Source organism: Sunxiuqinia sp. (assembly GCF_055140945.1).
Genome location: NZ_JBSQYS010000003.1, coordinates 1 through 13,930 on the forward strand (window position 1 = coordinate 1; position 13,930 = coordinate 13,930).

Sequence of the window (13,930 nt, forward strand, 5' to 3'; positions counted from 1 at the left end):
TGATGTGAGAGCGGAGCGGTTCCATCCGTTCTCAAATTTTAAAGTAAGTTTTTAAAAACTTGAAAATTTTAAACGGATGAAGAAAATAGCAATTCAAGGTATTGCTGGTTCATTTCACGAAGATGCAGCGCGAAATTATTTTGGTGAGGAAGAGATTGAAGTTCATGAGTGTAGATCGTTTCAGAGCGTGTGTGAACTGATTGATACCGATCAGGTTGATATTGCCGTCATGGCTATTGAAAACTCTATTGCAGGAAGCATCATTCAAAATTACTCGCTGATTCGCGACTATCATTTGCGAATTATTGGTGAAATATATCTGCACATTCAAATGAATTTGATGATGTTGCCGGGTGCAAAACCGGAAGACATTAAAACAATTTATTCGCACCCAATTGCAATCAGACAGTGTGCCGAATACATCGAAAAATATTATCCAAATGCTAAGATTCGTGAAAATCAGGATACGGCTGCCTCAGGAAAACTGCTGGTTGAAGAAAATTTGACTGATGCAGCAGCAATTGGCAATTTGCGCACCGCGGAACTCTATGGGTTGAATGTTGTCGATCGTGGTATTGAGTCAAATAAAAAGAATTACACCCGATTTTGGATTTTGTCGAAACGTGCTAATCATACCGTCGAAAACAATAAAGCTTCTATTTGCTTTGAGGTTGGACACTATTATGGGGCATTGGCTTCGGTGCTTAATATATTTGCAGAAAACAAAATCAATCTAAATAAAATTCAATCGATCCCTATCGTAGGTAAGCCCAACGAATATACCATTCACGTAGATGTTGAGTGGGGCACTGTTGAGAATTATGAACATGCTATTCATTTAATCTTGAAAAATGTCTCCAGTTTATCTATTTTAGGGGAATATGTTCGGGGCGAACTTGAGATACAAAATCAGTAAAAAACTAAGAGATATGAGTAAAATAGGATTGTTCTTTGGACCAGAAAAAGGATCAGTACATCGTGTTGCCGAAAAACTTGCAGCCGCTATTGGCGAGGATAAAGTTGAAATGGTTTCTGTAAATGACGCATCGTACAGTGATATTGACAAATTCGATAAAATTATCTTTGGTATTTCTACCGTTGGTAAAGAAACCTGGGATTCGGAGTATTCAAATACCGATTGGAGTAAGTTTTTCCCCGAAGTAAGCAAGGCCGATTACGACGGAAAAGTGGTTGCACTTTTTGGATTGGGTGACCATGTCACTTATCCGGATCATTTTGTAAATGCCATGGGTCGTTTAGCGAAAGAGCTTGCGAAAAAGGATGCAAAAATTGTCGGTTCAGTTGATCCTGATGACTATGAATTTGAAGAGTCGGAAGCTTTAATTGATGGTAAATTCGTTGGCCTGCCACTTGATGAGGATTTTGATCCGGAACTTACAGACGAACGAATTTCTAATTGGTTGAAATCAATTCAAGCTGAATTTGGTTTTTAGCTGAGAAACATGATATAATTCAGGCCATCCAAAAGGCCTGAATTTCTTTTGATTTTAATCGTTTATCTTCGAAATTATTTCGATTTCATTCTTTAATTCAGCAAGTTCTGTCGATTTGTAAAACCTGTTGAGAAATACAACTTTCAGGTTTGGCAAATCAGAGATTCTTTGCTTCTTTTATTTATTATTTCTGGCTATTTAGTTGAAATTCACCAGTTAAAATCTCTTTTTTAAAGCTATTTATTAGCAAGAAAATTCAATAACTAAGGCCGGGATGGAGAACTTAAATCATGAAAAAGACACCCATTGATCAACATCTCGTAGACCAAAATATTGCTAAACTAAGAATTGACAATGTTGGTCAGGCTTCTATTCGAGAGGTTGTAGCGCTCGTTAATTTAATAGAAGAAGCTGGTAGCGAGCGTTTTATTCGCATGGAGATGGGGGTTCCGGGTTTACCTCCAGCCGAAGTGGGAACTCAGGCTGAAATTGAAGCACTTAAAAATGGAGTAGCTTCTAAATATCCGATGATGGATGGGATAAAGCCACTCAAGCAGGAAGCCTCTCGTTTCATTAAATCATTTATGAATGTTGATGTTAGCCCGGCCGGTTGCATTCCCACAGTTGGATCCATGCAGGGTACCTATTCGGCACTTCTTGTGGCCAGCAATGTAGACCCCAAAAAAGATACGGCACTTTTTATTGACCCGGGATTTCCTGTTCAAAAGCAGCAAATGCTGGTTATGGGTCACAAATACGAAACCTTTGATGTTTTTAACTATCGCGGCAAAAAGCTTCGTGGAAAACTGGAAGAGTTCTTATCCAAAGGAAATATAAATTCCATTATTTATTCAAACCCCAATAATCCCAGCTGGATTTGTTTTACGGAGGAAGAACTGCAAATTATTGGTGAATTATCTCAAAAATATGATGTCATCATCATGGAAGATTTGGCCTATTTTGCCATGGATTTCCGCAAAGATTTATTTACTCCAGGGAAACCACCTTATCAATCAACGGTTGCCCAATACACCGGCAATTATATTCTATTCATTTCAAGCTCAAAAATATTCTCTTATGCCGGACAACGTTGCGGAGTGATGATCATTTCGGATACACTATTTAACCGCGACTACGATAATTTAAAAGTGCGCTTTCAAAGCAACACATTCGGAAATACCATTACACTTAGAGTGCTTTATGCGATGTCATCAGGAACGGCACACTCGGCACAATATGCATTGGCAGCTATGTTTAAAGCAGCTTCTGATGGGCAGTTTAATTTTGTGGAAGAGGTTTCAGAATACGGAGCGAAAGCCAAAATAATGAAGCAATTGTTTTTAAAACACGGCTTTTATATTGTTTACGAAAAAGATGGAGAAGAATTGGTTGGAGACGGCTTTTACTTTACCATTGGGTATCCTGATATGACAGGAGAAGAGCTATTGTCCAAACTTTTATATTATGGAGTTAGTGCCATTACCCTAAAAAATACCGGCAGCGAAAAGGAAGGGCTTCGAGCCTGTGTTTCTCATGTTCATCGTGATCAATTTGATGACTTGGACAAACGATTAGAACGATTTGCTAAAGATTTTCCTGTTAATTAACTGATAGAAATTGTGAGATGAGTGCCTATTCAATAACATCGCCTGATAATATGACCTTAACTCAGTTGAAGTCATATTTCTCTGACCAGGTGCCGGTTTTATTGAAAAAGGGAGAAACCTTTCTGGCTTACGATGAGCCCAACCAAAAGCTCGGCATATTACTTAATGGCCTCATGTACGCTACTTATGTGGCCGAGAATGGACAGGAATGGATTAGTCGTTTCTTCTACGCGCCTGACAATGCTATTGTAAGTAGCCACGATTCTTTTTTGTCGGGCGAGAACTCCAGCGAAGCGATCCGTGCATACGAAGATTCAGAAATCATCTATATAACTAAGAACGAATTCGATAAGATGCTTGAAAGTAATAATGATTTGCAAGCATTGGTTTTAAGAATGGCTGAAGAAAGTTACATTAACGCCTTAAAGCGGGTGCACATGCTGCAATCGCTTACTGCATCGCAGCGAGTGAAAAGATTTGTGAAAGAACATGGCGATTTGGTGTCGCGGGTACAACGTCAACATATTGCATCTTATCTCGGAATTCATCGAAATATATTTACTCGAATATTGAACAAGATTTGAATGATATTGCGGCTATCTGAAAAACATATAATGATCTCTGAATATGCAACTTTTGTTGCGGATTGAAATGTACTGATGTTTTAGATTTGTACGTCCGGCTGTAGTTTGCGTATGCCTTAAAGCTGGATCGTTTTAGACGAAGAAATTATATTAAAAAGAATAAAACCATGGCAAAAGTTATAGGTGCAGTTGTTGTTGACACGGAAGAATGTAAAGGATGTGGCCTTTGCGTTGTTGCTTGTCCTCAGCAGGTTTTAGGTCAAAATAAGCAAGTAAATAGCCGGGGCTACCATTTTTCCTTTATGGAAAATCCCGAAGCATGCATCGGATGTTCGAACTGTGCAATAGTTTGCCCGGATACCTGTATTACCGTTTACCGGGTAAGAGTTTAATTTCAGTAAATATCAAAAAAGATTCAATAGATGGGAGAATTAAGATTAATGAAAGGGAACGAAGTAATCGCTGAAGCTGCCATTCGTTGTGGTTGCGATGGTTATTTTGGATACCCGATCACCCCACAATCTGAGGTGATGGAAACTTTAATGGCTCGCGAGCCTTGGGACGAAACCGGCATGGTTGTTCTGCAGGCTGAAAGTGAAGTTGCTTCAATAAATATGGTCTATGGCGCTGCAGGTACCGGTAAAAAGGTAATGACTTCTTCGTCGAGCCCCGGAATAAGCTTGATGGCCGAAGGTATTTCATATATTGCCGGCGCCGAACTTCCTTGTTTGATTGTGAATGTGCAGCGCGGAGGACCAGGCTTGGGAACAATCCAACCATCTCAGGCTGATTATTTCCAATCAACAAAAGGTGGAGGCCATGGCGACTATAAGCTTATTGTTTTGGCTCCTGCATCGGTACAGGAAATGAATGATTTTGTTGACCTGGGATTTGAGTTAGCTTTTAAGTACCGTAACCCCGCAATGATTTTGACTGATGGTGCGATTGGTCAAATGATGGAAAAGGTAGAGCTAGGGGATTATAAACCACGGATGACGGCCGAGGAAGTAAAATCAAAAACAGGACGTTGGGCAACCACAGGCAAAACTTCAGATCGGGATTACAATGTAATTACTTCCTTGTATCTGGAATCTTCTAAAATGGAAGAAAGTAATAGGCGCCTTCAGGAGAAATATATTCAGATGGAGGCAGAGGAAGTTAGATACGAGACTTTTCAATGCGAAGATGCTGACTATGTGCTTGTTGCTTTTGGATCTTCTGCCCGAATCTGTCAGAAATCAGTTGAGCTGGCCAGAGCAAAAGGGTTGAAAGTTGGTTTGTTGCGACCGATCACACTTTTTCCGTTCCCTAAAAAGCCGATTGCCGAGCTAGCTAAGAAAGTTAAAGGCTTTATGGCTGTTGAAATGAATGCCGGGCAAATGGTTGAAGATGTTCAACTTGCTGTTGGTTGTGCGAAAAGCCTGGCAACTGTGAGCTATTTTGGACGGATGGGGGGAATTATTCCAACTCCGGGTGAAGTGGTGGAAGCTATCGAACAAAAACTAATAGAAGCATAACGATGGAAGTAAAAGATATCATCAAACCGGAAAATCTGGTTTACGAAAAGCCAAAATTGCTGACCGAGAATACGATGCATTATTGTCCGGGCTGTACGCACGGAGTAGTTCATCGGATCGTGGCTGAAGTCATCGAAGATCTAAATATTCAGGAAAGAACAATTGGTGTTTCACCCGTTGGTTGTTCCGTTTTTGCCTATAATTATATCGATATCGACTGGCAGGAAGCTGCGCATGGTCGCGCACCTGCGGTGGCTACAGGAATTTCGCGCGTGAACCCCGATAAAGTTGTTTTTACTTATCAAGGAGATGGCGATTTAGCTTCAATAGGGGCGGCTGAGATTATGCATGCCTGCAATCGTGGAGAAGATATTGTTGTTATTTTTATTAATAATGCCATTTATGGAATGACAGGGGGGCAAATGGCTCCGACAACTTTGCTGGGGCAGGTGACGGCTACTACGCCATGTGGGAGAGACGCCGAGCGTAATGGTTATCCATTGAAAATTACAGAGCTAATTGCGCAATTACCCGGAACTTCTTATGTTACCCGCCAGTCAGCTCATACGCCTGCTTCGGTTCGCAAGTGCAAAAAGGCAATTAAAAAGGCTTTCCAAAATGCGCTGGATAAGAAAGGTACGTCGTTTGTCGAAGTGGTTTCTACTTGTAATTCCGGTTGGCGCATAAATCCGGTAGATGCAAATGTTTGGATGGAAGAGAATATGTTTCCATACTATCCGGTGGGTGATATGAAAGATGCTGAACGCGATTCGAAGGAAGCTCATCTGAAAAAGAATTAAAAAAAAACTGAAATCATGACTGAAGAAATTATAATTGCCGGTTTTGGTGGACAAGGAGTCTTGTCAATGGGGAAAATTCTCGCCTATTCAGGAGTAATGCAAGATCAGGAAGTTACTTGGTTCCCGTCATACGGACCGGAGATGCGCGGCGGAACAGCTAATGTGACTGTTATCATGAGCGACAACAGAATCAGTTCCCCAATTCTGCATGAGTTTGATACAGCCATTATCCTAAATCAGCAATCCATGGATAAGTTTGAAAAAACGGTCAAGGCCGGTGGCGTGTTGCTTTACGATCCGAATGGTATTGTTCATCCTCCAACACGCACAGATATTAATGTGTATAAGATTGAAGGTACGAAGATCGCTGCTGATCTGGGAAATGTTAAAACATTCAATATGGTCGTTCTGGGCGCTTATCTAAAAGCAAAGCCAGTTGTAAAAATGGAAAGTATCAGAAAAGGATTGGAAAAGTCGTTACCTGAACGCCATCATAAATTGATTCCTTTAAATCTTCAAGCGATTGATGCCGGACAGGAAAAACTGGAAGCCGTCAATTTACTCAGTTAGATCGCGGCGAAATTGTCAATGAAAAAGCCGTTGTTGAATAATTTCAGCAACGGCTTTTTTATGTGGGGGTATTTTAATGGATCGTTTTATTTATTTATATGCGTTTTTTACGTCCATTAACCAAGCTGTAGACTGGCTTTTCTTTAGCTGGAAATAAATTGATGATCTTGATTTGGTTGGAGTTTATTTCTCCATTTTCAAATGCGTGTATTTTTCTCATCTTCAGGTGCATTAAACCAACTGTAGCATAGCTGGCAATAATTACCAGAACAAAACTGACCGTAATATTAAAATATAAGCTTAAGGTTGATGCAAGCATGATAAAAAATACCGTATAAGCAACAAGAAAACTACTTGCTTGAATATGAGTCAATCGTGATTTTATTAACAAGTGATGGAGATGGTTCATGTCAGGCGAAAAAGGCGACTTTTTATTGTAAATCCTAATTGTGAAAACCCTTAGCGTGTCAGTGATTGGAATAATGAGTAATGACAATGCTAGTAACGGGGCTTGCTCAATACGAAATTCAGAGGTTGATATCGAATTTAGATGAATAAACTTAATAATCATTGCCGATACGACAACTCCCAGAATAAGTGACCCGGTATCACCCATGAAAATTTTGTTTTTGCCACCCCAAAGATTAAATCGAAGAAAGGCTAAAAGGCTTCCTGCAAGTGCAGTGCATATCACTCCATATGCAATATTCCCAGTCATATAAAACCAGACTCCCAGGCAAGAACTTACCAATAGTGTTATTCCCGATGCTAAACCATCAATTCCATCAATAAGGTTAATGGCATTGATTAGAAATAAGAAAATAAGGATTGAAAGAGGAATGCTTATCGCAGGAATAAGATGGTGAATTCCAAATAATCCATAGAGTTCTGTAATTTGATATTTACCCAGTACAACCAAAATTGCTGCTGCGATAATTTGAACCGCAAATTTTTTCTTGGCCGAAATAATTAAAATATCATCCTTCAAACCAATAAAAAACATCAATATAATTGCTGCGAATAAGAAACGTAGCTCAACCGCAGTTTCGGTAGGCATAAACAGCAGAGAACTGAGGTTCAGACCTATGAAAATTGCGATTCCGCCTAATGTTGGAACAACTGCCTTATTCAACTTTCGGTGGTCGGGTACATCCATTAAGTTTTTTACGTTTGAAACCTTGACAATTGGAGGAATCACGACATAGGTTAATATAAAACTCGTAATAATATTGAAAAAAAGAGATATGGTCACGCTATTTTGTTTTTTAATTCGCGGTAAAAGTAGGCATTCCTATTTACTTTAATTTTAACTGATTGTTTTATTTCATGAGTGGTGTATTTTGCTGTGTGAAACACCCCTTTTTTCACACGAACGGCACATTTTGCTATGAACGAGGTGTTTTTTTTGTCTTGGATTAAATACCCGACTGTTGATTAATTTCGATCTTATTTACAGTAAAATGATCAAAAAACAAACAGATGAGTGTCTAATTGTTGTTTAGAAGATTGAGGATAGTACAAAAAATAGAATGCTGAATAGATATGCCGGATTTGCCTAAGGAGTGGTTTTGTTTAAAATAATATTTCTAGCTATGCTTTAGCTGCTGTCAGTTGGTTTGTTATTTTAAAGTGAAATTTACTTGAGTATAGGATGTCATTAGTCATCGAGTTTATAAATTATGCTTATTTATTTTTTATAAATAGATGGCGGGATTGATGAGAGAAATTGCTACAAATATCGAGCTGTATTTTCTTTATAGGACGTGTAATCTTTTGGGAACGAATTTTCGAGGTATTTTTCTTCATTTAAAATAATGAAATGATGGGTGAGTAGATTGAGCGCAATCAAAAAAGCAATTAACAGACTTGGCATAATTAGAAAACAAGCGGCGTAATAAAAGAAAAAACTGGTATACATGGGATTGCGGCTTATTTTGTACACTCCTTTTGTTTGCAGGGCGTGTTCCTTTGTTGGGAGTCCCATTCGGGTGAAAATACTGAGTGAATAGTAGGCCGGAATCAACAATAAGTTTCCTGCGAAAACGAATACCAAGCCAAGTAGTCTCTGAACTTCAGGGATTTCATTTTGAATAAGCCATGGAAAATAATGGAAAAAATCCTCCTTTAAACTAGCCAGGAATAAACTAAGCAATAGGAATGCGATCGTAAATTTAGTAAAGTAAAAAAGCCAGGCTGTAATTGAAGGTTTCCCAATTGCTCCTTGTCCGTTTCGCAAAAGTTGGTAGCCCAGCAGCGCTGTTGCTACCATCGGGAGTGCGCTAATAACAATTAGTCCTGTCTGTATGAGTGACATGTTTATACTTCACCTTTAAATTGATAGCCAATCTCATTAATCGTCTTCTCAATTTCTTTGAGATTAATATTGTTGCCTTTCACCTTTACTGTCGACGTGTTTTTATCGGCAAATACTTCGTCAATGCCGCTTAGTTTCGACAAGTTCTTAGTAACGCTGGCCTCACAATGAGAGCAGGTCATTCCTTCAACTTTCATGGTTTTTAAATTCATTTTGTCTGTCGTTTTTGATTTTTCAAAGCGTTCGTAAAAGTAACCAAGTATGAGTGAGCTTATTAGCAATATCGATGAGGAAATTTGAAGCCATTTGGGTAGCATTTCATGTTCTCCATCGCCATGAATGTGTACAATCTGATTCATGAAAAGATCAGTTGGTAGTAACCAATTCGTTAGCTGCCCAAATAAAATTGCTCCGCCAATGATTGTCCCCAGATATATGATTAGAGATTTTCGTCCCATGGTATTACCGATTACAGTCATTGTGGCCACGTTAGTTGCCGGACCTGCCATCAGGAAAACTAAAGCTGCTCCCGGTGAAACGCCTTTCATCAGAAGAACGGCGGCAATGGGGATTGAACCGGTTGCGCAAATGTATATTGGAACCGATGCAGCCAGAATAATCAGTATTTCCAAAATTCCCCATCCTTGAAATGAGCTGAAGAAATCATCAGGCAAAATAACTGAAATTAGCGCTGCTGTTAAAAATCCAATGATCAACCATTTGGCAATGTCTTGTAATAATTCGATAAAAGCGTAATGGCTTGCACGGACCACTGCATTGCCTTTGGGTTTTGGTTTGTCGTCGCATCCGCAGGAATCATCATCGCATGTTTTGGCGGATTCACTTTTCGAATTCGTTGAAGATAGAATACTTGTTTTCGGTTGACTTGTAGATGATGTGTCCATTGTGAACCCTCCGGCAAATGCAGCTTTCGGGGTATCTTTGGGTGTTGCCTTTTCTTTAACCAACCAGTTCGTTAAAATTCCTCCAACTATTCCAGTAACAAAGGCAACAATTGGCCGGAGAATGGCAAACGGCCAGCCGAGCATGGAGTAGGTGGCAAAAATTGAATCGACCCCTGTTTGCGGAGTTGATATTAAAAAGGAATTTGTGGCTCCTTTTGATGCTCCATTTCTGAAAAATGAAATTCCTGTTGGAATGACTCCGCATGAGCATAATGGCATTGGAATACCTAGCAGCGAAGCGTTTAATGCTGATTTAGTTGTTGGCTTTCCCATGTACTTTTGCACTTTCTCGTCAGGAAAAAAGACCTTTAACAATCCGGCAAAAACCAATCCCAGGATCAGCCAAGGCGCCATTTCATTCAACAAATAAATTAATTCGGCGAAATAATTAATTAAAAACTCTTTCATCATTTTCCTCCCTCTTTCGAAGAACAAAATTAGAATTCTTTCAGTATTAAATGAAATAACAGTATGAAAAATTTAAATATCTACATATTTGTTAATCTATACTGTTGACTCTGGGGGTTCGTTTGCACGCTCACCTCAAGCAGGTCATTTGTAACTCGAATTGATAAGCAGTTGCTAGTTGTCTTCCGGCTTTTCGACATACAATTGGGCCGCTTCGTCCCGTATAACCACGATTTTCTCTTCACGGTCAATCACCCCCTGGATGGAAACAGCATCATAAATCTTATTGTCAATTTTCACTTTTCCAGAAGGGCGAAGTACGGTAAAAGCCACACCCTCTTTGCCTGTGAGTGTTTTCTGATTGTCCACGCCCACATACCCTTCATTTTTATCCTGAATGGTATTTAGGGAGAGGTTTTTGAAAGCACCAGAGTTAGCAGTGAAAATCTTTTTGCTGATAACGAGACTGAGCATGAATCCTCCGAAAAGTGCAACAATTACGGTTGTCAATGCGGTTAGTATTTTATCAGGATGTACGGCTTCAAAATCGAAATTGATATTGTCGACTAAGCTTAAAACCAGTCCGGTAAAGCTGAGTGTGATGCCAAACAGTCCGGCCACTCCAAAGCCGGGAATCACAAAAATCTCCAGAGCGATTAAAATGAGTCCGACGACAAAAATCAATATTTCCCAGTTGGCTGCAAGCCCTTCAAGATATAGTGGAGCAAAGTAGGCAAAAGCGGCTGCTACAGCAATTATTAGCGGGAATCCGATACCCGGAGTTTGCATTTCAAAATAAATGCCGCCTAGAATAATCATAATGAGTAAACCCGAAACCATTGGGTTAACCAGAATACCGATGAATTTTTCCAATGCACTTGGTTTGTATTCAATTAGTTCATATTCTGTTATTCCTATTTGTTCCAACACTTCGGGTACGTTCTCAGCAATGCCTTCACAAAAACCGTGTTCCATTGCTTCGGAAGGGGTGAAGGTGAGCACTTTACCCGTGTCGATAATTCCGGGAATGTACACCCGTTCGTCAACCATGGCTTCGGCAATTTTAGGATCGCGGAACCAACGGAAGGTGGTGTCTTGCCCACTGATAATGGTATCTCCGCCATGTGATTCGGCTGTTGCCCGCATGGTGGAGCGCATGTAAGATTGGTATTTGTCGGGCATTTGCTCCCCAGTTTGGTTCACCACCGTTGCAGCACCAATCGATCCGCCGGGGCGCATGTAAATGCTATCGCAGGCAATTGAAATTAAAGCGCCGGCGCTCGCTGCATTGTTGTCGATAAATACATAAACCGGAAGTCTGCTATTCAAAATTTTAGTCCGAATTGAGTCAGCGTCCAGTACCGTTCCACCATAGGTATTCATATGAATCAGAATCAAGTCGGCTTTCAAACTATCTGCTTCTTCAAAAGCTTGTTTGGTTTGACGCCAAATGGCAGGAGCTATATTTTCTTTGATGTTGAACTTGTAAACAAGTTTCCTGGGTGTCCCTGTTTCTGATTTCTGGGCAAAAGTTGTAAAAATGACGGCGAATAATAGGATGACAGCCAGTTTAAATCCTGATTTCATTTTCATGGTTTTTGTGTTGTACTTTTCAAAGTTAAGCTTTTACTGGTTACTTCACTACCTAAATTTATAGTGCCTTATTCTTTTTTCTGCTTAACCTTGATTAATTCCGACGTGTCATATCCTCGGGCTTGTGCTTGTTGAACAAGCATGTCATATGTATTTTCTTCTAGTTGAGGAGTTCTACTTAATATCCATAAATACTTGGGCGTTGAACTTCCCACCAGTGCGTGCTGATAGTTGTCATCTAATTCCAAAATATTGTATTCAGAATAGAAGAAGAGAAAGAAACTAACCTTTAGCTTGCCGGGCTCTTCCGGGTTCGGTATTTTAGCCTTTCCGGTTGCTTCTTTAAACTTGCCGTCAAACGTATTTTTATATCCTGCATTGATGACTTTTAATTTGCCATCATCCCGAAGTTTATAAGTTGCTGTTACGCCGATTAAATCTTTTTCAAATCGATTGGGCAGGCGTGCTATTTCATGCCAGGTGCCGATGTAACGTTCAATGTCGAGATGCTGCACGGTTGTTTTATCGATCATATTTTTAGGGGATTCACAATTTATAAATAGAAAAGCGAGGGTCGTAATAAATGGGAAGATTCGTGCTGTCATATATTAATTTAAAGAATGTTTTAACGACTGATTTAAAAGTAATCAATTTTGAATCATTCTTAAAATGTTACGAAACTAAATCCATCGGTTTCCGGATAATTGTCAGTAAAAATATTTGCTACCTTTGTGGCTCGAAAAATTAAAATCATGGAACTGAATTTATTGACTGCTATTACACCCATTGATGGTCGTTACCGATCGAAAGTTGAAAATCTGCAAAATTACTTTTCAGAGTATGCCCTGATTAAATACAGGGTATTGGTTGAGGTTGAATATTTTATAGCCTTATGCGAGTTACCGTTGCCTCAATTGGCTGAATTTGATAAAGGCTTATTTGAAAAGCTTCGTCAGGTGGTGGCAGACTTTTCGGTGGACGATGCACAACGCGTGAAGGATATCGAAAAGGTGACCAACCATGATGTGAAGGCAGTTGAATATTTTTTGAAAGAGGAATTTGACAAATTAGGAATCGAAGATTACAAGGAGTTTATTCATTTTGGATTAACCTCGCAGGATATTAATAATACTGCTGTTCCAAAATCCATTCAAGATGCATTGGATCAGGAATACTATCCGAGTATCAACGATTTGGTTGCTACCTTGGATGAATTGGCTGAGGCATGGAAAGATGTTTCGATGTTGGCGAAAACGCATGGGCAGCCTGCTTCTCCTACAAATTTAGGGAAGGAAATTCGTGTGTTTTCTGAGCGTTTGAAAGTTCAGTTGGAGCAGTTGAAATCGATTAACTGCGATGCCAAATTTGGTGGTGCTACCGGAAACTTCAATGCACATCATATTGCATATCCCGAAATCAGCTGGAAAGCTTTTGGAAACCACTTCCTGAAAAATTACCTGGGATTGGAACGTGCACAATACACCACGCAAATTGCAAACTACGATAACCATGCGGCTATTTTTGATGCGTTGAAACGGATCAATACCATAATTCTTGATTTGGATCGTGATATGTGGACCTATATTTCGATGGACTATTTCAAGCAAAAAATTAAGAAAGGTGAAGTTGGCTCATCAGCAATGCCGCACAAAGTTAATCCGATTGATTTTGAGAACTCGGAAGGGAACCTGGGAATTGCCAACGCACTGCTCGAGCATTTATCAGTAAAATTACCGGTTTCTCGTTTGCAGCGCGACTTGACAGACTCAACCGTTTTAAGGACAATTGGAATGCCTTTGGGGCACTCGTTAATTTCAATCAGTTCAACCATGAAAGGCTTGGGTAAATTGTTGCTGAATAAAGATGCGATTGATGCTGATTTAGAAAAGAACTGGGCCGTGGTTGCCGAGGCCATCCAAACTATTTTACGTCGTGAAGCTTATCCGAATCCATACGAAGCATTGAGAAATCTGACCCGTACCAACAAAAAAATGAGTCAGGAAGTAATACATGAGTTCATCGACACGTTGGAGATTAGTGATGAGTTAAAAACTCAATTAAAGACAATTACACCACATAGTTACACCGGTATTTTTTAGGATAACCGGCAACCAAAAA

Annotated in this window: 14 protein-coding genes; 9 read left to right on the forward strand and 5 right to left on the reverse strand. The window is 39.7% G+C overall.

Features of this window, described 5'->3' with window-relative positions; genetic code table 11:
• Window positions 1-76 precede the first annotated feature (76 nt).
• The 8 genes from ACTB00_RS01550 (at window position 77) to ACTB00_RS01585 (ending at window position 6,532) form a co-directional block, all read left to right on the forward strand.
• Entirely contained in the window at window positions 77-916 is an 840-nt protein-coding gene (locus tag ACTB00_RS01550; protein ID WP_463298192.1) for a prephenate dehydratase, read from the forward strand.
• A gap of 13 nt (window positions 917-929) precedes the next feature.
• Complete coding sequence (locus ACTB00_RS01555) at window positions 930-1,454, forward strand: flavodoxin (protein WP_463298193.1); 525 nt, start codon at window positions 930-932, stop codon at window positions 1,452-1,454.
• 290 nt (window positions 1,455-1,744) lie between these two features.
• Window positions 1,745-3,061 (forward strand): aminotransferase class I/II-fold pyridoxal phosphate-dependent enzyme, encoded by a 1,317-nt coding sequence (locus ACTB00_RS01560; RefSeq protein ID WP_463298194.1) that lies wholly within the window; start codon window positions 1,745-1,747, stop codon window positions 3,059-3,061.
• Between the two features lie 17 nt (window positions 3,062-3,078).
• Complete coding sequence (locus ACTB00_RS01565; protein WP_463298195.1) at window positions 3,079-3,645, forward strand: Crp/Fnr family transcriptional regulator; 567 nt, start codon at window positions 3,079-3,081, stop codon at window positions 3,643-3,645.
• A gap of 167 nt (window positions 3,646-3,812) precedes the next feature.
• The gene (locus tag ACTB00_RS01570) at window positions 3,813-4,037 is read left to right on the forward strand and encodes a 4Fe-4S binding protein (RefSeq protein WP_463298196.1); all 225 of its coding nucleotides are present in this window, start codon (window positions 3,813-3,815) and stop codon (window positions 4,035-4,037) included.
• 30 nt (window positions 4,038-4,067) lie between these two features.
• Window positions 4,068-5,162: a 3-methyl-2-oxobutanoate dehydrogenase subunit VorB gene (locus ACTB00_RS01575; protein ID WP_463298197.1), complete on the forward strand. Its 1,095-nt coding sequence runs from the start codon at window positions 4,068-4,070 to the stop codon at window positions 5,160-5,162.
• 2 nt (window positions 5,163-5,164) lie between these two features.
• Window positions 5,165-5,962, forward strand: coding sequence for a thiamine pyrophosphate-dependent enzyme (locus tag ACTB00_RS01580; protein ID WP_159520088.1), 798 nt, complete (start codon window positions 5,165-5,167; stop codon window positions 5,960-5,962).
• A 15-nt stretch (window positions 5,963-5,977) separates the two neighbouring features.
• Window positions 5,978-6,532 (forward strand): 2-oxoacid:acceptor oxidoreductase family protein, encoded by a 555-nt coding sequence (locus ACTB00_RS01585; protein ID WP_463298198.1) that lies wholly within the window; start codon window positions 5,978-5,980, stop codon window positions 6,530-6,532.
• 94 nt (window positions 6,533-6,626) lie between these two features.
• On the opposite strand, the gene ACTB00_RS01590 is transcribed toward ACTB00_RS01585, so the two are convergent.
• From ACTB00_RS01590 to ACTB00_RS01610, 5 genes are all read right to left on the reverse strand, one after another.
• The gene (locus ACTB00_RS01590; protein ID WP_463298199.1) at window positions 6,627-7,784 is read right to left on the reverse strand and encodes a glycosyltransferase family 4 protein; all 1,158 of its coding nucleotides are present in this window, start codon (window positions 7,782-7,784) and stop codon (window positions 6,627-6,629) included.
• A 477-nt stretch (window positions 7,785-8,261) separates the two neighbouring features.
• Entirely contained in the window at window positions 8,262-8,846 is a 585-nt protein-coding gene (locus ACTB00_RS01595) for a methyltransferase family protein (protein WP_463298200.1), read from the reverse strand.
• 2 nt (window positions 8,847-8,848) lie between these two features.
• Window positions 8,849-10,222: an SO_0444 family Cu/Zn efflux transporter gene (locus tag ACTB00_RS01600; protein WP_463298201.1), complete on the reverse strand. Its 1,374-nt coding sequence runs from the start codon at window positions 10,220-10,222 to the stop codon at window positions 8,849-8,851.
• A 171-nt stretch (window positions 10,223-10,393) separates the two neighbouring features.
• The gene (locus ACTB00_RS01605; RefSeq protein WP_463298202.1) at window positions 10,394-11,806 is read right to left on the reverse strand and encodes an NfeD family protein; all 1,413 of its coding nucleotides are present in this window, start codon (window positions 11,804-11,806) and stop codon (window positions 10,394-10,396) included.
• 74 nt (window positions 11,807-11,880) lie between these two features.
• Window positions 11,881-12,345 carry a lipocalin family protein gene (locus ACTB00_RS01610; RefSeq protein ID WP_463298203.1) on the reverse strand — a complete coding sequence of 155 codons (465 nt, stop codon included), beginning with the start codon at window positions 12,343-12,345 and terminating at the stop codon, window positions 11,881-11,883.
• A gap of 219 nt (window positions 12,346-12,564) precedes the next feature.
• Between ACTB00_RS01610 and purB the strand changes: the two genes are divergently transcribed.
• On the forward strand, window positions 12,565-13,911 hold the full coding sequence (purB, locus tag ACTB00_RS01615) for an adenylosuccinate lyase (RefSeq protein WP_463298204.1): 1,347 nt from the start codon (window positions 12,565-12,567) through the stop codon (window positions 13,909-13,911).
• Window positions 13,912-13,930: the final 19 nt, after the last annotated feature.

Coding starts and splice junctions, on each gene's coding strand:
- ACTB00_RS01550 (WP_463298192.1), top strand. CDS start 77: ATGAAGAAAATAGCAATTCAAGGTATTGCTGGTTCATTTCACGAAGAT.
- ACTB00_RS01555 (WP_463298193.1), top strand. CDS start 930: ATGAGTAAAATAGGATTGTTCTTTGGACCAGAAAAAGGATCAGTACAT.
- ACTB00_RS01560 (WP_463298194.1), top strand. CDS start 1,745: ATGAAAAAGACACCCATTGATCAACATCTCGTAGACCAAAATATTGCT.
- ACTB00_RS01565 (WP_463298195.1), top strand. CDS start 3,079: ATGAGTGCCTATTCAATAACATCGCCTGATAATATGACCTTAACTCAG.
- ACTB00_RS01570 (WP_463298196.1), top strand. CDS start 3,813: ATGGCAAAAGTTATAGGTGCAGTTGTTGTTGACACGGAAGAATGTAAA.
- ACTB00_RS01575 (WP_463298197.1), top strand. CDS start 4,068: ATGGGAGAATTAAGATTAATGAAAGGGAACGAAGTAATCGCTGAAGCT.
- ACTB00_RS01580 (WP_159520088.1), top strand. CDS start 5,165: ATGGAAGTAAAAGATATCATCAAACCGGAAAATCTGGTTTACGAAAAG.
- ACTB00_RS01585 (WP_463298198.1), top strand. CDS start 5,978: ATGACTGAAGAAATTATAATTGCCGGTTTTGGTGGACAAGGAGTCTTG.
- ACTB00_RS01595 (WP_463298200.1), bottom strand. CDS start 8,846: ATGTCACTCATACAGACAGGACTAATTGTTATTAGCGCACTCCCGATG.
- ACTB00_RS01600 (WP_463298201.1), bottom strand. CDS start 10,222: ATGATGAAAGAGTTTTTAATTAATTATTTCGCCGAATTAATTTATTTG.
- ACTB00_RS01605 (WP_463298202.1), bottom strand. CDS start 11,806: ATGAAATCAGGATTTAAACTGGCTGTCATCCTATTATTCGCCGTCATT.
- ACTB00_RS01610 (WP_463298203.1), bottom strand. CDS start 12,345: ATGATCGATAAAACAACCGTGCAGCATCTCGACATTGAACGTTACATC.
- purB (WP_463298204.1), top strand. CDS start 12,565: ATGGAACTGAATTTATTGACTGCTATTACACCCATTGATGGTCGTTAC.